This window comes from Acrocarpospora corrugata, assembly GCF_009687845.1.
Classification (GTDB): domain Bacteria; phylum Actinomycetota; class Actinomycetes; order Streptosporangiales; family Streptosporangiaceae; genus Acrocarpospora; species Acrocarpospora corrugata.
On sequence record NZ_BLAD01000050.1, the window covers coordinates 138106 to 157146 of the forward strand.

12 protein-coding genes are annotated in these 19041 nt (G+C 68.7%); 4 read left to right on the plus strand and 8 right to left on the minus strand.

Going from position 1 to position 19041, the window contains the following annotated elements:
• Positions 1 to 7: 7 nt before the first annotated feature.
• A complete protein-coding gene (locus tag Acor_RS17450; RefSeq protein WP_155337721.1) occupies positions 8 to 3283 on the plus strand; it encodes a discoidin domain-containing protein in 3276 nt (1091 codons plus the stop codon).
• Between the two features lie 280 nt (positions 3284 to 3563).
• On the opposite strand, the gene Acor_RS17455 is transcribed toward Acor_RS17450, so the two are convergent.
• From Acor_RS17455 to Acor_RS17470, 4 genes are all read right to left on the minus strand, one after another.
• Entirely contained in the window at positions 3564 to 4595 is a 1032-nt protein-coding gene (locus Acor_RS17455; RefSeq protein ID WP_155337722.1) for an ABC transporter ATP-binding protein, read from the minus strand.
• On the minus strand, positions 4592 to 5398 hold the full coding sequence (locus Acor_RS17460) for an ABC transporter permease (protein WP_155337723.1): 807 nt from the start codon (positions 5396 to 5398) through the stop codon (positions 4592 to 4594). The genes Acor_RS17455 and Acor_RS17460 overlap by 4 nt, the downstream gene beginning before the upstream one ends.
• Positions 5399 to 5503: 105 nt before the next feature.
• Positions 5504 to 6316 carry a molybdate ABC transporter substrate-binding protein gene (modA, locus tag Acor_RS17465; protein WP_155337724.1) on the minus strand — a complete coding sequence of 271 codons (813 nt, stop codon included), beginning with the start codon at positions 6314 to 6316 and terminating at the stop codon, positions 5504 to 5506.
• Positions 6317 to 6339: 23 nt separating this feature from the next.
• On the minus strand, positions 6340 to 6738 hold the full coding sequence (locus Acor_RS17470) for a TOBE domain-containing protein (protein WP_155337725.1): 399 nt from the start codon (positions 6736 to 6738) through the stop codon (positions 6340 to 6342).
• A gap of 133 nt (positions 6739 to 6871) precedes the next feature.
• Here Acor_RS17470 and Acor_RS17475 point away from each other — a divergent pair, with 133 nt between their 5' ends.
• The gene (locus Acor_RS17475; protein WP_155337726.1) at positions 6872 to 7795 is read left to right on the plus strand and encodes a LysR family transcriptional regulator; all 924 of its coding nucleotides are present in this window, start codon (positions 6872 to 6874) and stop codon (positions 7793 to 7795) included.
• A gap of 90 nt (positions 7796 to 7885) precedes the next feature.
• Positions 7886 to 9046: an NAD-dependent formate dehydrogenase gene (locus Acor_RS17480; RefSeq protein WP_155337727.1), complete on the plus strand. Its 1161-nt coding sequence runs from the start codon at positions 7886 to 7888 to the stop codon at positions 9044 to 9046.
• Positions 9047 to 9124: 78 nt separating this feature from the next.
• Here Acor_RS17480 and Acor_RS17485 read toward each other — a convergent pair whose 3' ends face one another.
• The 3 genes from Acor_RS17485 to Acor_RS17495 are packed head-to-tail and all read right to left on the minus strand — an operon-like array spanning position 9125 to position 17217.
• On the minus strand, positions 9125 to 11248 hold the full coding sequence (locus tag Acor_RS17485; protein WP_155337728.1) for an AMP-binding protein: 2124 nt from the start codon (positions 11246 to 11248) through the stop codon (positions 9125 to 9127).
• Positions 11236 to 11598, minus strand: a complete 363-nt coding sequence (locus tag Acor_RS17490; RefSeq protein ID WP_155337729.1) for an acyl carrier protein — start codon at positions 11596 to 11598, stop codon at positions 11236 to 11238. The genes Acor_RS17485 and Acor_RS17490 overlap by 13 nt, the downstream gene beginning before the upstream one ends.
• On the minus strand, positions 11599 to 17217 hold the full coding sequence (locus Acor_RS17495; RefSeq protein WP_155337730.1) for a non-ribosomal peptide synthetase/MFS transporter: 5619 nt from the start codon (positions 17215 to 17217) through the stop codon (positions 11599 to 11601).
• A 456-nt stretch (positions 17218 to 17673) separates the two neighbouring features.
• Between Acor_RS17495 and Acor_RS17500 the strand changes: the two genes are divergently transcribed.
• Positions 17674 to 18693, plus strand: coding sequence for a polysaccharide deacetylase family protein (locus Acor_RS17500; protein WP_155337731.1), 1020 nt, complete (start codon positions 17674 to 17676; stop codon positions 18691 to 18693).
• Here Acor_RS17500 and Acor_RS17505 read toward each other — a convergent pair.
• Complete coding sequence (locus Acor_RS17505) at positions 18690 to 18974, minus strand: YiaA/YiaB family inner membrane protein (protein WP_155337732.1); 285 nt, start codon at positions 18972 to 18974, stop codon at positions 18690 to 18692. The two genes, Acor_RS17500 and Acor_RS17505, sit on opposite strands and share 4 nt — an antisense overlap.
• Positions 18975 to 19041: the final 67 nt, after the last annotated feature.

Sequence of the window (19041 nt, forward strand, 5' to 3'; positions counted from 1 at the left end):
AGTACTCGTGTTCAGTTCCGCGCGCCTGCGTCGCGCTCTATCCGCCCTGCTGTTACCCGTCCTGGCCGGTACGGCACTGGCCGCCATCGCCGCTCCCCCGGCGGCCGCGGCCCCGCCCCCGACCAGCGGCTTCGAGAAGGTCAAGCTGGACGGCGGCCTCTCCATGGGCGAGCCGATCGAGCTGTCCGTGCTGCCCGACGGCAAGGTCCTCTACATCAACCGGGGCACCTCGGCCGGCGGCGGCCAGGTGAGGGTCTACAACCCGGCCGCCCAGACCACCACGGTCGCGCTGACCGTGCAGCTGGACGCCCGGTTCGAGGACGGCCTGATCGGCATCACCCTGCACCCGCAGTTCGCCACCAACCGCTGGGTGTTCCTCTTTTATTCGCCGAAGGTGACCCCGCTGGTCAACCGGATCTCCCGGTTCACCTTCAACCCGACCACCAACCTGCTGGACCCCGCCAGCGAAGACATGATCATCGAGTGGCCGACCGAGCGTAACCTGTGCTGCCACTCGGCCGGCTCGATGAGCTGGGACACCAACGGCAACCTTTACTTCGCGGTGGGCGACAACACCAACTCGGGCGGCGACTCGGCCGGCATGGCGCCGATCGACGAGCGGACCAGCCGCGACCCGCAGTACGACGCGCAGCGCACCTCGGGCAGCACCAACGACCTGCGGGGCAAGATCAACCGGATCCACCCGGAGAACAACGGCACCTACACGATCCCGGCGGGCAACCTGTTCGCGCAGGGGACGGCGCAGACCAAGCCGGAGATCTACATCATGGGGGTGCGCAACCCGTACCGGATCTGGGTCGACAAGAAGGCCAACAACACCCTGTACTGGGGCGAGGTCGGGCCCGACGCGGGCGCGACGCTCGCCAACCGGGGGCCGGCGGCCTACGACGAGTTCAACCGGGCGACCACGCCGGGCAACTACGGCTGGCCGTACTGCGGCGGGCCGAACGTGGCCTACAACGACTGGGACTTCGCGGCCAACGCGCCGCGCGGCTGGTTCCCGTGCGGCGGCGCCACCGGACCGGTGAACAACTCGCCGCGCAACACCGGCCAGCAGCAGCTCCCGGCGACCAAGCCGGCGCTGGTCTGGGAGCAGCACGGCGGCAGCGTGCAGTGGCCGGCGCTGGACAACCCGGGCGGCTGCGGCTCGCCCAACCACACCGAGGTCTACCACTACGACCCGAACCTGGTGTCGGACGTGAAGTGGCCGCAGTACTACGACAACAAGTGGCTGATCTCCGAGTACTGCCGTAACTGGATCAAGGAAGTCCAGTTCAACAACGGCAACCCGTCGACCGGGACGCCGACCATCATCGAGCCGGTGCTGGCGGGCATGAACCTGGTGCACCCGATCGACATGGAGTTCGGGCCTGACGGCTCGCTCTACCTGCTGGAGTACGGCAGCGGCTACTTCTCCGGCGCGGCCGACGCCGGCCTCTACAAGATCAACTATGTCCAGGGCGGCCGGTCGCCGGTCGCGCAGGCCACCTCGAACGTGAACAACGGCCTGGCGCCGCTGGCGGTCAACTTCTCCAGCGCGGGCAGCTCCGACCCCGACGGCGAAGCCATCACCTACGCGTGGGACTTCGACAACAACGGCACCACCGACTCGACGGCGGCCAACCCGACGTTCACCTACACCACGGTGGGCGACAAGCGGGCCCGGCTGACCGTGCGGGACCCCGGTGGGCGTACCGGCACGGTGGTGCTTCCGATCGTGGTCGGCAACAACCGGCCGGTCGTGACGCTGAACGGCATCCCGGCCGGCGGCATGTACAGCTGGAGCGAGAACCTCAACCTGACCGCCAGCGCCACCGACGCGCAGGACGGCACGATCGCCTGCGGTTCGGTCATCGTCCGGGCCGCCCTGGGACACCAGGAGCACGCCCACGAGGAGGGCGAGGGCACCGGCTGCGGCTCCTCGTTCAACACCGGCCCGATCCACGCCGGTCTGGACGCGGTGCAGTTCTTCGTGCTGCGCGGCAGCTACACCGACAGGGGCGCGACCGGCACGGTCCCGCTGACCGGCGAGCGTGAGATCACCGTCTGGCCGAAGCAGTGGCAGGCCGAGCACTTCGTCACCCTGAACGGCCCGCGCGTGGTCGACCAGGCCGCCGCCGAGGGCGGCAAGCGCCTCGGCGACATCCAGACCGGCGAGTCGGTACGGCACCACGCCGTCAGCCTCAAGGGCATCACCAGCGTCAGGGCCCGGGTGAGCTCGGCCAACGCCGGCGGCACCCTGTCCTTCCGGTTCGACTCCCCGACCGGCCCCGAGGTGGCCAGGATCACCGTCGGCAACACCGGCGGCTGGGACAACTACACCGAGGTCACCGCACCGGTCACCAAGCCCGACGACAACACCCACGACCTCTACCTGGTGTTCACCGGCGCCGCCGGAACCGCCCTGTACGACCTGGACAGCTACACCTTCATCGGCGCCGGCGTCAGCGTCCCCGGCACCGGCAACCCCGGCGGCACGGACATCGCGCAGGGCAAGCCGGTGACGGCCTCCAGCACCGAGGCGGGCGCGAACGTGGCCGCCAACGCGGTCGACGGCAACTCCGCCACCCGCTGGAGCAGCCTGTACACCGACCCGCAGTGGATCCAGGTGGACCTCGGCCAGTCGTACGCGATCAACCGGGTCCGGCTGAACTGGGAGGCCGCCTACGGCAGCGCCTACCAGGTCCAGACCTCACCCAACGGCACGAGCTGGACGAACGTCTTCTCCACCACGGCCGGCGACGGCGGCGTCGACGACCTCACGGTCTCCGGCACCGGCAGGTACCTGCGGGTGAACGGCACCGCGCGCGCCACCGCGTGGGGCTACTCGCTCTTCGACCTGAACGTCTACGGCACCCCGTCCGGCGGCACCACGTCGCTGCTCTCCCAGGGCCGCCCGGTGACGGCGTCCAGCACCGAAGCGGGCGCGAACGTGGCCGCCAACGTAGTGGACGGCAACACCGCCACCCGCTGGAGCAGCCTCTACGCCGACCCCCAGTGGATCTACGTCGACCTGGGCAACAGCCGCACCATCAGCCGGGTCCGCCTCAACTGGGAAGCCGCCTACGGCCGCGCCTACCAGATCCAGACCTCCCCCAACGCCACCACCTGGACCGACATCCACTCCACCACCACCAGCGACGGCGGCATCGACGACGTCACCGTCAACGGCACCGGCCGCTACGTCCGCGTAAACGGCACCCAAAGAGCCCTCACCCAGTACGGCTACTCCCTCTGGGAATTCGAGGTCTTCGGCTCCTAATCCATCCCCCCATGGCCTCCACGGCGTCCAGTCATCCCCCCAAGACCGACGCCGTGGAGGCCCCCTTTCAGGTGTTCCACCCGCCCAGTAAAGACCGCCCTCGCGGGCGTTCCACCTGACCGGGAGGCCATTCGAGGCGTTTCGCCTGACCACACGCCTAACTCCGATAACTCCGAAGGCCGCCTTCTTCTACTCGAAGGACGCGGCACCGACCACTGGTCCCTACTGGCGCCGGTGCGGCGAGAAGTGGAGCGGTCGTTAACGGCGCCGGATAACGGCGCTAAGCCGGATATATGTGGGTCTCCGTCGCTTTGACGGAAGCCCATATGTTTTGGCCTGGGGTGAGGTCGAGTTCGGCGACTGCGGCCGGGGTGATGTCGGCGGCGGCGGGGAGGGGGCCGTCCAGGTGGATGCGGACGTTGTCGCCGTGGCGTTCGACGCCGTCGATTCTGGCCTGCCAGAGGTTGCGGGGGCTGCCGTCGGGGCGGGTGCGGTAGAGGGCGACGGCGCTGGGGGCGAAGGCGAGGAAGGCGGGGCCGTCCAGGCGTTCGGCGACGGTGAACAGGACGTCGTCGATTTTGATCTGGTTGCCGGTGGCGACGCCGCGGTAGAGGTTGAGGCCGACCAGGCGGGCGACGTAGTCGGTGCGGGGGCGACGGGCGACCTCGACGGGGGCGCCGGTCTGGACGACGCCGCCGTGTTCGATGACGATCAGGCGGTCGGCGAGAACCATCGCGTCCAGGGGGTCGTGGGTGACCAGGACGGTCGCGCCGTCGAAGTCGGCGAGGTGACGGCGGAGCTGGGAGCGGATCTCCAGGCGGGTGTGTGCGTCCAGGGCGGCGAGGGGTTCGTCGAGCAGGAGCAGGCGGGGGCGGATCGCGAGGGCTCGGGCCAGGGCGACGCGCTGGGCCTGGCCGCCGGACAGTTGGCGGGGGCGTGCGCCAGCGTGGTCGGTGAGGCCGACGCGGGCGAGCCATTCGGCGGCTTGGCGGCGGGATTCGGCTTTGCCCGTACCGTGGCAGCGGAGCCCGAAAGCGACATTGTCCAACGCGGACAGATGCGGAAATAGCAGGTAATCCTGGAAGACCATGCCGATTGGGCGTTTCTCGGTGGCCTGGTGGTGCAGTGGGAGGCCATCCAGGATGATGTGGCCGTCCGTCAGGCGGGTCAGGCCCGCCAGCAGCCGGAGCGCGGTGGTTTTGCCCGCGCCGTTGGGGCCCAGCAGGGCGACGACCTCCCCCGGAGCCACGTCGAGATCGAGGTCGAGACGGAAGGCCGCTCTGGTGATGCGGAGTTGCGCGGTCAGGGTCATGGGCTGTTCACCCACCGGTCCCGGAGGCTGGCCAGAATGATCACGGACACCGCCAGCAGGACCAGGCTGAGCACGATCGCCGCTTCGGGTTCGGTCTCCAGGGCCAGGTAGACGGCGAGCGGCATGGTCTGGGTCTGGCCGGGGAAGTTCCCGGCGAAGGTGATCGTGGCGCCGAACTCACCCAGCGCCCGCGCCCAGCAGAGCACCGACCCGGCGACGATGCCCGGCGCGATCAGCGGCAGGGTCACCCGCCGGAACACCACCCACCGGGACGCGCCCAGCGTCGCGGCCGCGTCCTCGAACCGCAGGTCGGCGGCGCGAAGAGCGCCCTCCACGCTGATCACCAGGAACGGCATCGCGACGAACGCCTCCGCGACCACGACCCCGGCGGTCGTGAACGGCAGCGTGATGCCGAACGTGCTGTCCAGCCACTGCCCGACCAGCCCGCGCCGCCCGAGCGCCAGCAGTAGCGCGACACCCCCCACCACCGGCGGCAGCACCAGCGGCACGGTCACCAGCGCCCGCACCACCCGGCGGCCAGGAAAGGACAGCCGGGCCAGGCACCAGGCCAGCGGCACCCCGAGCACCAGGCAGATCAGCGTCGCGATCGTCGCCGTGACCAGCGACAACCGCAACGCCTCCAGCACCTGGGGCTCGGTGAGCCGCTGCCCGAGCGTGGACCAGGGCGCCCGGACCAGCAGCCCGGCCAGCGGCAACACCAGGAACACCAGCCCGAGCACCGCGGGCAGCACGAGAACCCACGGCAGCCGCCCGGCTACCGGCATTCGCTCGGTTTCGCGCATTCAGTCGGTTTCGCCTTCACTCATTTGACGTGATCACAGCATCGGGACCCAAAACCCGAAAGATCCCGACGCCACGGCCCACGGCCCACGGCCAGAGTGCCACGATCATGGTGCCTGGAAGCCGGCCTTCGTCAGGACATCCTTGCCCTGCTGGGACAGGATCAATTCGACGAACTGCTGGGCCAGCGGGCCCGCCGGGGCCTTGCTGAGGACGGCGATCGGGTAGTCGTTGATGGCCTGGTCGGCCTCGGGGAAGGCGATGCCGGTGACCTTGCCGTCCGAGGCGATCACGTCGGTCTGGTAGACCAGCGCCGCGTCCACCTCGCCCAGCTCGACCTTGGTCAGCGTGGCCTTGACGTCCTGCTCCAGCGTCACCGGCGTGACCTTGATCCCGGCCGCGTCCAGCGCCTTGATCGCGGCGGCCCCGCACGGCACCTGCTCGGCGCAGAGCGCGACCTTGACCTTCGGGTCCGTCAGGTCCTTGAGCGACTCGACCTTGGCCGGGTTGTCCGGCGGCACCGCGATCTGCAGCTTGTTCTTCACGAACACGGTCGGGCTCGCGGCCAGACCGGCATCGGTGACGGTCTTCATCGTCGCCGGGCTGGCGGCGGCGAACACGTCCGCGGGCGCGCCCTGGGTGATCTGGGTGGCCAGCGTCGCGCTGGAGCCGAAGTTGAACTTCACGGTGATGCCGGGGTGGGCGGCCTCGAAGGTCTTGCCCAGCTCGGTGAAGGTCCCCGTCAGGGAGGCGGCGGCGAACACGATCAGCTCGGTGGCCGCGGGCGCGCTGGCCGCCGGTGCGCCGGAGGAGGCCGAAGGGGCGGCCGCAGTGCCGCTGGTGTCGCTGGTGTCGCTGGTGCCGCACGCGGACGCGGCTAAGACGACGGCGATGAGCAATCCGGATACGCGCCTGAACAAGGGAGCCTCCTACTGACTACGTGCTACTGACTCTGGTCGGGGATCTCCACGACGACGTTGGTGGATTTGATCACGGCGACCGCCACCACGCCGGGCTCCAGACCCAGCTCGTCGGCGGCCTGACGGCTCAGCAACGACACCACCCGGAACGGACCCGCGGCGATCTCCACCTGGGCCATCACCGCATCCTTGATCACGTCGGTCACGATTCCCCGGAACCGGTTCCGCGCCGACGACTGCCCCGAGCCGTTCCCGCTCTCGATCTGCGACCGCGCGAACGCGGCCAGATCAGAGCCGTCGACCAGCCGATGACCGTTGTCATCCCGGCGAGCCGGAAGCCGGCCGGCGTCCACCCAGCGACGCACGGTGTCGGAGCTCACTCCGAGCAGCCCGGCTGCCTCGCTGATCCTGAACGTCGTCACGATTTATCACCTTACCCTTGCACTTTCGGGCCAATACTGCCGCGTTGCTTAGCAACCGCATCGTGATCCACTGGTTACCCATCGCAGATGAGAGGTTCTAGACCAATCGGGAGTTAACTGGTCATGCTGTGGCATGCTGCTGCGTCAGTTGGAGTATCTGGTCGCGCTGGCCCGAGAGCGACATTTCGCCCGCGCGGCGGCGGCCTGTCACGTCTCCCAGCCGTCCCTGTCCGCCGCGATCCGCAAACTCGAACGCGAACTGGACGTCCCCATCGTCCGCCGCGGCCGCAAGTTCGACGGCCTCACCCCCGAGGGCGAACGGGTGCTCCTGTGGGCGCAGCGCATCCTGGCCGAGGCGGACGCCCTCCGCCACGACCTGTCGCTGATGCGCAGCAGCCTGTCCGGCACCCTGCGGATGGGCGCGATCCCGACCGCGCTGACCGCCGCCTCGCTGCTGACCACCCCGTTCTGCGAACGCCACCCGCACGCCCGGGTGTCCCTGGCCTCCCTGTCCTCCCGCGAGATCACCCGCCGCCTGGCCGAGTTCGAACTGGACGTCGCCATGACGTACCTGGACGGAGAGCCGTTGGGACACGTCCGCACGACCCCCCTCTACGAGGAGCGCTACCTGCTGCTCACCCCCGACGACGGCGCGCTCGCCGCCCGGACGTTCGTCCGCTGGACCGAGGTCGCCGCCCTCCCGCTCTGCCTGCTCGCCCCCGAGATGCGCAACCGCCGCATCCTGGACGGCATCTTCGAGTGGGCCGGCGTCGTCGCCCTCCCCGCCGTCGAGACCGACACCGTCTCCGCCCTGTACGCCCATGTCGCCACCCACCGCTGGTCCAGCGTGATCGCGCACGCCTGGCTGCACATGTTCGGCGTCCCCGACGGCATGCGGGTGATTCCACTGGAAAGCCCCCGCCAGGCCCCCCGCGTCGGCCTGGTGGTGGCCGACCGCACCCCCGAGCCGGTGCTGGCCCGCGCCCTGCTGGACGTGGCCGCCCAGATCGACGTGCGCGGCACACTCGACCGCCTGGTCCACGATTACCTTCGATAGTTTATATCTATCAATAAATAGGAGAATTCGTTTTGACTCTTTATCCACACCACCGGGAAAGTGGAAATATCCGATAAAGGAGTCAAACCCATGGCGAAAATCCTGTGCGTTCTGTACGACGACCCGGTCGACGGATACCCCACCACGTACGCCCGCGACGGACTCCCGAACATCGACCACTACCCGGGCGGCCAGACCCTCCCGACGCCGAAGGGAACCGACTTCACCCCCGGCCAGCTGCTCGGCAGCGTCTCCGGTGAGCTGGGCCTGCGGTCGTTCCTGGAGAGCCAGGGCCACACCCTGGTCGTCACCTCCGACAAGGACCGGGACGGCTCGGTGTTCGACCAGGAGCTCGCCGACGCGGACGTGGTCATCTCGCAGCCGTTCTGGCCCGCGTACCTGACCGCGGAACGCATCGCCAAGGCCCCGAACCTGAAGCTGGCCATCACCGCCGGCATCGGCTCCGACCACGTCGACCTGGACGCGGCCATCGCCAACAACATCACGGTCGCCGAGGTCACCTACTGCAACAGCATCTCGGTGGCCGAGCACGTCGCCATGATGATCCTCTCCCTGGTACGGAACTACCTGCCCTCCAACCAGATCGTCCTGAAGGGCGGCTGGAACATCGCCGACTGCGTGGCCCGCTCCTACGACCTGGAGGGCATGCACGTCGGCACGGTCGCCGCCGGCCGGATCGGCCTCGCGGTGCTGCGCCGCCTGCACCCGTTCGACGTGCACCTGCACTACACCGACCGGCACCGGCTGCCCCGCGAGATCGAGGAGGAGCTCAACCTGACCTTCCACGAGAGCACGGCCGCGATGGTCCCGCACTGCGACGTGGTCACCGTCAACGCCCCGCTCCACCCGGAGACCGAGGGCATGTTCAACGACGACCTGATCGCCACCATGAAGCGCGGCGCGTACCTCATCAACACCGCCCGCGCGAAGATCGCCGACCGGGACGCCGTCGTCCGCGCCCTGGAGAGCGGCCACCTGGCCGGTTACGCCGGGGACGTCTGGTTCCCGCAGCCCGCCCCCGCCGACCACCCGTGGCGGACCATGCCGCACCACGGCATGACCCCGCACATCTCCGGCTCGTCCCTGTCCGCCCAGGCCAGGTACGCCGCCGGCACCCGGGAAATCCTCGAATCCTGGCTGGACGGAACCCCTATTCGCGACGAATACCTGATCGTCGACGGCGGCCACCTCGCGGGCGTCGGCGCCCATTCCTATTCGGTGAACAAATAAATGCGTGGCCGGGCGTGGCGCCGATTCCGGCGAAACGCCCGGCCCTCGTTTTCGGGCCGTCGTTTCCGGCCATCATTTTCAGGGCGCGGCCAGCCGGCCCGCCTCCTCCTCGGACAGGTCGCCGAGTTCCGCGGTGATCAGCTCCTCGATCGCGCGGGCCAGGTCGGCGACCGTACGGCGGGTGAACAGGTTGCGGATCGGGACGTCCAGTTCGATGGTGGCGCGCAGGCGGGCGGCGACCCGGACGGCGATCAGGGAGTGGCCGCCGACGGTGAAGAAGTCGTCGTGGGCGCCGACGCGGTCCAGGCCGAGGACCTCTGCCCAGATCTCGGCGACCAGGCGCTCCGCGTCGGTGCGGGGTTCGACGTAGGCGGCGGCGCGTTCGGGGACCGGGTCGGGGAGGCTCTTGCGGTCGACCTTGCCGCTGATGGTGAGCGGCAGGGCAGGGAGGCGGGTCCAGAGGGCGGGCATCATGTACTGCGGCAGGATGCGTTCCAGATGGTCGCGGAGGTCGGCGATGTCGGCCGCGCCGACGACGTAGCCGAGCAGGATGTCGCCGCGGGCGACCACCGCCGCCTGGTCGACGCCGGGGCAGGTGAGGATGGCGGCCTCGACCTCGCCGGGTTCGACGCGGAAGCCGCGGACCTTGATCTGGTTGTCCAGGCGGCCGAGGAATTCGAGCTGGCCGTCGGGGCGCCAGCGGGCCCGGTCGCCGGTCCGGTAGAGGCGGGCGCCGGGCGGGCCGAAGGGGTCGGGGACGAAGCGGTCGGCGGTGAGGTCCTTCCTGCCGTGGTAGCCGCCGGCGACGCCCGCGCCGCCGATCAGGAGTTCGCCGGCCACGAAGGCGGGGGTGACGCCACCCCGCCGGTCCAGGACGTAGACCTGGGTGTTGGCGATCGGGCGGCCGATCCGGGGTTCCGCGGGTTCGGCCGGGACCTCCCAGGTGGTGGACCAGATGGTGGTCTCGGTCGGGCCGTACACGTTGACCAGGCGGTGCAGGCGGGGGCGCAGGTCGCGGGTGAGCAGATGCCGCGCGGAATAGGCGACGGTGCTCCCGGCGAGTTCTTCGATGGCCTCGGCGGCTGCCGTCAGGCCATGGTCGGCGGGGACGGACGTTCGGGGCTGCGCCAGCGCGTCTGTCAGGAGTGACGCGGTTTCCTCGGGGGTCCATCGGGCTTCTGGGAGCCATGAGCCGAGTTTGGCCGCTGTCAGTCGAGCGCCGTTCTCTGAGCGGTCGAAGCCGTGCGCCAGTACGACCTGCGGAGTTCCGGCCGTCGCCGCCCGGATGAGCGTGCCGATCCCGCCGTGGTGCAGCACCGCCCCCACCCGTGGCATGACCTGGGGGAACGGCAGCCTGGGGAACCAGCGCATGCCGTCGGGCAACTTCTCGGGGACCAGATCCCGGTGCCGTACGGCGAGGAGGGCCGGACGCCCGACCAACCGGCACGCCTCGACGGCGACCTCATAGAAGCGGCCATGCAACATCCGGCCGGTGCCGCCAGTGAGCAACACCGCGTTCCGGTCGAGGAGTTCGACCGCTTCGGCAGGGAGTTCCGGCAGGTCGGTGTCGTCCCCAAGCGGTGCGCCGGTCAGCCGGACCCGGCGGGGGGCCGGGGTTCCGGCGCGGTCGAACCACTCGGGCCAGAGGGCGACGTCGAGGTGGGCGGATGCGAACCAGGCCGTCCAGTCGGCCACCGGGGGGAGGCCGAGGCCGGCGCGGAGGCCGTCCAGGTGGTCGCTCATCGTGCGGGCGTACATGTGGGCGATGCCTCGTTCCGACATGTACTGGATCGGGGTCACCGCCACCCAGGCGGTCGGCGCGTCCAGGACCTCGCCGGCGAACAGCGTGGAGATCGCGGTGGTGTGCCGGCCGACGAACACCGTCTTTCCTGGGATATATCGGTTGATGAGGTGGTTCGTTTCGAAGGTGATCTGGTCGAAGAGGTGGTTGCGTTCGTAGTACGCGCGCCAGCGTTCCAGGCCGGAGGCCAGCAGTGGCGGGGTGTCCGCCAGGTTGCGGTCGTACTCCTCCGCGGTGTCGATGGGGGTGAACGTCATCCCGGACTGTTCGACGATCGGGGCGAAAGGTGCGTGGGTGAGGATCTCCACCTCGTGGCCGCGGCCCTGGAGCACCCGGCCGAGGGCCACGAACGGCAGCACGTCGCCGTGGCTGCCGTGGGTGGACATGATCACCCTTGCCACGTGCGGTCCTTCCCGCCCAGCAGCGCCCTGATCTCCCCGCCCGGCAGCCGGTCCACTTCCGCCAGCAGCCCGGCGACGTCCTCCAGCTCGTCCTCCAGCTCGTCCTCCAGCTCGTCCTCCAGCTCGTCCTCCAGGGACTGCTCGATCGCGCGGGCCGCGCCCGCGACGGTCAGGTCTCCCGCGAACAGCACTTCGATCGGCAGCGCGGCCCCGAACTCGCTCTCCACCCGGGCCAGGAACTGCACCATCGCGAGCGACTGCCCGCCCAGGTCGAAGAAGTCGTCCTCCGGCGAAGTGACGGGAACCCCGAGGATCTCGCTCCAGAGCCGCATGACCTGCTGTTCGTTCACTTATTCCTCCGTGCTGCGCGATTTGGTACGAAGTACTTCGAACCCGAGGACGTCATCCGGGATGGCGTCGGGAACCGCGTAGTCGAAGTTCCACAGGCCCTTCATCCGGGTGCCCACCAGCACGGTGGCGGCCATCACCAGGGCGAAGAGGATGTACATGAACGCGATCCCGCGGCCTTCGCCGGTGCCGATCACGACGCCGACGGTGTCCGCGAGCAGGCCGCCGGGGAGGAACATCGGCTCGAACAAGGCGGTTCCGTAGGGGGCGACCAGGCCGTAGCCGATCGGGAGGGTGGAGAAGGCGATCAGCTGGTTGAGGGCGAAGACGCGGCCGTGGAAACGCTGGGGGACCTTGACCTGGATGATCGTGGCGTAGATGCCGTTGAGGATGGTGAGCGCGGCGAACATGCCGAAGATGCCGACGGCGATCGGGGCGAGATGCTCCTGGAGGCCGACGACGAAGGCGAAGCAGGCCAGGACCAGCGTCGCGGTGAGCTGGCCGCGCATCCGCATTCTGCGGGGGCCGCCCCAGAAGGTCATCGTCAGGCCGCCGAGGAAGATCCCCAGGCCGCCGAAGAAGGTGACTCTGCCGACGTCGCCCAGTTCCGCGAAGGACAGGATGAGCGGGGAGATCAGCAGGAACAGCGGCGACATGAACAGGTTCACCACGGCGAAGAACAGCAGCATGCGGCGGATGCCGAGATGTCCCCAGGTGTAGCGGAAGCCCTCAACCATCTCGGTGAGGACGCTCTCCCGGCGCTTCCACGGCATCGTCTTCGGGAATTTGATGAACAGGACGACGAGGATGGCGACCGTGTAGCTGGCCACGTCGATGGCGAGAATGCCACCCAGCCCGACCACCGACAGCAGCCCCGCGGCGGCCAGCGGCACCACCAGCTGAGCGACGCCGGTGGCCATGCCGACCACTCCGTTGGCGTGCCCGAGATACCGCTTCGGAACCAGCTGCGGAATCGCCGAACTGTACGCCACCCGCTGGAACGTGAGCGCTATCGAAAGCGTCACCAGCAGCGGATAGATATGCCAGATCTCCAGATTCCCGGTCCACACCAGCAGCCCCAGCACGAGCTGCGTCGACCCCGCCGCCACATCACTGACGATCAGAACCACCCGCCGGTTGAACCGGTCGACCACGGTCCCCGCCAGCGGCGCCACCACCAGCCCCGGCACCAGCCCCAGCACCGAGAACAGCGCGAAGTTCGCCAGCGACCCAGTGGTCAGATAAATCCAGATCGGAATCGCGAACTCGGTCAACGCCGACCCGGTCATCGAAACCAACTGCCCCACGGCCAACACAAGGAACCGCCGCATACTCGGCGCCGGCCCTCCTGCTCCCGGAATCCCCACCGCCGGGTTACTCGCCGCTATCCGGCGCCGTTTGCGTAAGCGCCGCTCCTCGCCGTACCGGCGCCAAGAGTGACCGGCGCGCCCGCGACCATTCAGGTCAGGATTTCCAGTGGTCCCCGAGTAAGACACCGCGGTCTGTCCAGAGCCCGCGGTTCTGTCAACGGTGTCGGTGTCGTTCACCGCCGCGCGCCCAGAACCCGCAGCCCCGGCAATGGTTCCGGTGTTGTTCACCACGGCGAGGCCGGAGTTCGCAGTGCCGTCGGCGGTGTTGGTGTCGTGGAGTTTGGAGATGCCCTCTAGCCACCAGGTTTGGGTTTCTGAGTGGTGTTCGAGGGGGGCGGTGTTGCCGGTGGAGAGGGCGGGGTGGGTGGTGGTGATGATGGTGGCTAGTTCTTGGGCTCGGTATTTGAGGAAGTAGTGGGCGGCTTCGTCGAGGACTACGCAGGCGGCTACTGGGGAGAGGCAGTGCCATTCGCGGTAGCGCTCTTGGTAGAACTCGACGACGGGGTCGCGTTCGCCGGCTACCGCGATTACCGGGGAGGAGAGGAGGGGGGCGCCTTCTTCGAAGAGGTGGGCGAAGTAGCGTTCGGCTTCTCGGGTGCCTCGGCGGCGGTTGCGGACGATTAGTTGGAGTTCGGCTTGTTCGAATTCGGAGACGTCCAGGCCGGCGGCGACGAGGCCGTTGATGCGGGCCTGGTCGCCGCCGATGTCTTCGAGCCATTCGGAGAAGCGGGCGACGGGGCCGCGCGGGCGGGCGAAGGGAAAGACGCCGCCCAGGTAGATGGCTTCGACGGGGCGGCCGGCCGATTCGAGGCGGCGGGCGATTTCGGCGCAGAGGGTGGTGCCGACGCCGCAGTGGCCGTACAGGACGATCGGGCCCTGGACGGTGGTGAGGATTTCGGCGGCGCAGGCTTCGGCGACGTCGAGGAGGGCCTGGGGTTCTTCGCCGATCTCGTGGCCGGGGACGGCGATGGAGTGCAGGGCCCAGTCGGCGGGCAGGGCGTCGGCGAGGGGTTTGTAGATGATGGCGCTGCCGCCGCCGTAGGGGGCGCAGATCACGGAGGCGGTGGTCGGGCGGGCGGGGGTGAGGCGGTGCAGGAGGCCGGCTGAGCCGTCGCCGCCGGATTCGACCAGATGGGCAAGTTCGCGGACGGTGGGGTGCTTGAAGAGTTCCATCAGGGTGACCGGATGGTCGGCTTTGCGCATCCGGGCGACGACCTGCATGGCGAGCAGGGAGTGGCCGCCGAGGTCGAAGAAGTCGTCCAGGACGCCGACGCGTTCCAGGCCGAGGACGGCGGCCCAGATGGCGGCGATGGTCTCTTCGACGGGGGTTCCCGGCGGGGTCATCGCGCCCTCGTCGGGGCGGGCGTCGTCGGGGTCGGGGAGGGCGGCGCGGTCGACCTTGCCGTGGGATTTGAGGGGCAGCTGGTCGAGCCAGGTGTAGCGGACGGGGACCATGTAGTCGGGGAGCCGCTGCTTGAGCCAGGTCCGTAGCTCGGGGGTGGGCAGCGGGTCGGCGCCGACCAGGTAGGCGACCAGGCGTTGGTCGCGGAGTTCGACGACGGCCTGGGCGATGGCGGGGTGTTCGGCCAGGACGGTTTCGACTTCGGCGAGTTCGACGCGGTAGCCGCGGACCTTGACCTGGAGGTCGCGGCGGCCGAGGAATTCGAGCACGCCGTCGTGGGACCAGCGGCCGAGGTCGCCGGTGCGGTACATGCGGGCGCCCGCGGAGCCATACGGGTCGGGGAGGAACTTGTCGGCGGTGAGCGCGGGACGGCCGAGGTAGCCGCGCGCGAGCCGGTCGCCGCCCAGATAGATCTCGCCGGGGACGCCGGCGGGGACGGGGCGCATGCGCTCGTCGAGGACATATACCCGCGCGCCGGGGAGTGGGCGGCCGATGGGCAAGCTGGACTGGCTGTCGACGCGTTGGGCGGGGACCCGGTGGGTGGTGACGCCGACCGTGGTCTCGGTGGGGCCGTAATGGTTGACGACCGCGCAGCGTCTGGCGGCGGCCAGTTCGCTCGCCCAGCCGATGGTGGAGGCTTCGCCGCCAAGGATCAGGAGCTTGGCGGGTAGCAGGTCGGCGGGGTCGGCTTCGGCCAGGAGTGCGGCCAGATGCGACGGGGTGATCTTCAGATAGTCCGGCTTAGTCCGCCCGAAATATTCACATAAATCGGGCGCGGCCGTCTTCGGCGGAATCAGATGCAGCGTGCCACCGGTCATCAGCGACAGATAGAAGATCGTGACCCCGAAGTCGAACGCCAGCGACTGCGGCAACGCGAACACGCCACCCGCTTCGACACCGAAGCGCTCGTGCACGCCCGCCAGGTAGACCAGCACCTCCCGGTGCTGCACCGCGACCCCCTTGGGCCGCCCGGTCGTCCCGGAGGTATAGATCACATACGCCAGATCACTTGGCGTGGCCCCGCTCTCCACAGGAGTATCCGGCCATCCGTCCCCATCCGGCGTGATCTCCGTCGTCCCACCCGGAAGGGACCGTTCCGTAACCGAGATACGAATTCCCGCATCACCGATCATGTAAGCGAGCCGATCGTCCGGCTGCTCAGGATCCAGCGGCACATAAGCCGCCCCCGCCTTGAGCACCCCGAGCAACGCCACAGCCAGCTCCGCCGACTGCTCCAGACACACCGCGACCCGATCCCCCGGCCGCACCCCCAGCTCCCGCAGCCGATGCGCGAGCTGATTCCCCCGCCGATCCAGTTCGGTATAGGTCAGCACCCGCGAGTCGAAAACAACCGCAGGACTGTCCCGCCGAACCAGAACCTCATGCAGCAGCCCGCTCTCCAGCGACCGCGGCGCCGACGACGACCCCAGCGCGAGCACATGCGCCCGCTCCTCCGCCGGCACCCACTCCAGCTCCGACAGCCGCGTATACGGATCATCCATCGCCGACCGCAGCAACGCCCCCAGCGCCGCCGCCATCCTGGCGACCGTCTCCTCCCGGAACAGATCCGTATTGAAGATGAAAAGCCCGTCGAACTCCTCGTTCCCCTCCCACAGATACAGCGCCAGATCGAACCTGCTCACCGCGATGTCGGCCCCGAACGACGACACGTCCAGCCCGAGCGTGCCCGCGTCGTCCGGCACGTAGTTCTGCAGCGCGAACATCACCTGGAACACCGCCGACCGGCTGACGTCCCGCTCCACCTTCAGCTCGTTGACCAGCTGGTCGAACGGCAACTCCTGGTGCGCGTACGCGTCCAGGCAGGCGTCCCGTACCCGGATCAGGAACTCGGCGAAGGACGGATCGCCGGACAGATCCGCCCGCATGGCCAGGGTGTTGACGAACATCCCCGCCATCCCGTCCAGCTCGGGCAGCCCGCGCCCGCTCACCGGACTCCCGACGGCGAAGTCCCGCTGCCCCGACCACCGCGCCAGCAGCACCTGCAGCGCGGCCAGCAGCACCATGTACGGCGTCGCCCCGTGACTCGCGCTCAACGCGCTGATCGCCCCGCCGACCCGCGCGTCCAGATGGAACTTGAAGTCCCGCCCGACGGTCGTCTGCTCGGCCGGCCGGGGGAAGTCGGTGGGCAGTTCCAGCGGCGGCACCCCGGCCAGCCGCTCCCGCCAGAAGTCCAGATCCCGCTGGTACGCCGGAGTGCCCTCGCGCGCCCGCTGCCAGATCGAGTGATCGCCGTACTGCACGGCCAGCGGCCGGAGCGGCGACTCCCGCCCGTCCCGGAACGCGGCGTGCAGCGTGATCAGCTCACGCAGCAGGATCTCCCCCGACCACCCGTCGGTGATCGAGTGGTGCGCGGCCAGCAGCAGCACATGGTCGTCGGCCGCCCGGCGGATCAGCAGCACCCGCAGCAGCCCACCGGCGGCCAGGTCGAAGGTCCTGCCCAGCTCCGCACTGATCAGGGCCCGCGCGGCCGCGTCGGAGTCGGCGTGCTCCAGCCGGAACCCGCTGGACGGCTCGTCGTCGATGATCAGGCTCGGCAGCCCGTCATCGGAGGTCACGAACCGCATCCGCAGGCTCTCGTGCCGCCGCGTCACCTCCGCGACCGCCCGCTCGAACGCGTCGGCGTCCAGCTCGCCACCGAGCCGGACCATGAACGGGATGGTGTACGCCGTGCTGCCAGGCCGGTACTGCTCCAGGAACCATAATCGCTCCTGCGCGTGCGAGAGCGGCGGTGTCGTGCCAGGTGGGCGGGGGGTGATGGTGGTCGCCGCGGTTCTGCGCTGGAGACGCTGGGCGAGGAGAGCCTGCTTGGCGGGGGAGAGACTGGTCACAAGTGCTCCGGGTGAGTTGGTTCTTCGCGCTGCGTCGTCATTCCCAGGGGTGCCGGTCCCTAAAAGGGAGGTAATCCCCACGGACAACACGAACCCGCGTTCCCCGTTCTCTGGTTCGAATGGGAACGCTCCCACGCCACTGGCAGGCTAGGTTTCGACGCATACATTGGTCAAGCTTGCACACATATTTCATTACGATTCATGACTTATCGGTCATGTCAAGGAATTGGCCTGCACTTTTGCCCGGAAAACAGTGTGAGGCGGCGAAAAGCCTTGACACGCCGGAGCGGCGGCCGACCGCTTTACACGGCTTTACGGCAGGTCAGGGCAGCTGTTGGCACCCGAGCCGACGCCGGAGTGACGAACTATCCAGATCCGGATTTTAACCACCATGTCGACTCTCCTCGGGACTTCACGGGGAGTAGTTAAACATGTCGTCATGGTGAGGGGATTCGGATGAGAACCGTAGTACTGATAGCTGGATTGGCCGTCCTGGCGGGCTGTGGCACGCACGGGGCAACCACGCAGGCGAAGCCCGCCAAAGCGCCGGTGAACCCCGCCACCGCCAAGGCGATGAACGCCGCCAAGGCCAAGGCCGTCAAGGCCAACGAACTGGGCCAGATCCCGGTGCTGATGTACCACCGGGTGATCGAGCACCCCGGCACCCAGGATGACCGCACGCCCGCCCAGTTCCGTACCGAACTGGAGCGCCTGGCCAAGGAGAACTACGTCCCGGTCACCGCCGCGGAGTACGTCACCGGGAAGATCGACATCCCGGCCGGCAAACACCCCGTGGTGCTGACCTTCGACGACTCCTCGCCGTCCCAGCTCACGCTGAGCAACGACGGCACGCCACTGCCGAACACCGCCGTGGCGATCATGAGAGAGGTCGCCGCCAAACACCCCGGTTTCCGCCCGATCGGGACGTTCTATGTCACGCGCGACATGTTCGGCAAGCCGGACAAGATCGAGCAGGAGCAGCTCATCTCCTGGCTCAAGACCAACGGCTTCGACATCGGCAACCACACCAAGGACCACCTGAACCTGGCCGGCAAGCCCAAGGAGGCCGTGGTCGACGAGGTGGTGGCCGGCCACACGCTGATCACCTCCCTGCAGGGGCCCCCGCCGGTCACGATCGCCCTGCCGTACGGCAACCAGCCGCGCGACAAGGACTGGGCGCTCAAGGGCAAGAAGGGCGCGGTGGCCTACAACTACGGCGGCGTGTTCCTGGCCGGGTACACGCCCGCGCAGTCCCCGTTCAGCAAGGAGTTCGACCCGGTGGGCATCCCGCGGATCAGGTCGATGGACAAGAAGGGCGACTGCGCCAAGTTCTGCTCCACGGCGTGGCTGGACTGGCTCCAGGCCAACCCCACCGAGCGTTACACCTCGGACGGCGACGTCCGGACGGTCGCCGTGCCGAAGTTCCAGCAGCCGATGGTGTCGGCGAAGTTCGCGACCCGTGCGCTGCCGTACTAGTCGGTCCTGAAGGGGTCATGCTCGGCCAGGAGTTTGTCCAGCCGAGCCTGATCCACCCGGGTCACCACTGCGTCCTCCTCCTGGCGGTCGCGTACGCATTTGGCCAGCGTGAAGGAGGCGGTGACCAGGTAGAAGACGCCGACCGCGAAGAACGCCCTGATCCAGGCGTTCACCGGAAGGTAGGCGACGCCGATGGTGAGCGCGCCGAGCGAGAGGCCGAAGGAGATCACGGACTGGAGATAGAAGGCGCCGGTTGTCTTGGATTGCACGGGTCTGCTCATGGACCAAGCGTGACGATTCACCGGCTTCCGGGCCTGAGCTCAACTACCCAAGTTACCCATAAGTAGT

Coding starts and splice junctions, on each gene's coding strand:
- Acor_RS17455 (WP_155337722.1), bottom strand. CDS start 4,595: ATGACCCTGACCGCGCAACTCCGCATCACCAGAGCGGCCTTCCGTCTC.
- Acor_RS17460 (WP_155337723.1), bottom strand. CDS start 5,398: ATGCGCGAAACCGAGCGAATGCCGGTAGCCGGGCGGCTGCCGTGGGTT.
- Acor_RS17475 (WP_155337726.1), top strand. CDS start 6,872: ATGCTGCTGCGTCAGTTGGAGTATCTGGTCGCGCTGGCCCGAGAGCGA.
- Acor_RS17480 (WP_155337727.1), top strand. CDS start 7,886: ATGGCGAAAATCCTGTGCGTTCTGTACGACGACCCGGTCGACGGATAC.
- Acor_RS17500 (WP_155337731.1), top strand. CDS start 17,674: ATGAGAACCGTAGTACTGATAGCTGGATTGGCCGTCCTGGCGGGCTGT.
- Acor_RS17505 (WP_155337732.1), bottom strand. CDS start 18,974: ATGAGCAGACCCGTGCAATCCAAGACAACCGGCGCCTTCTATCTCCAG.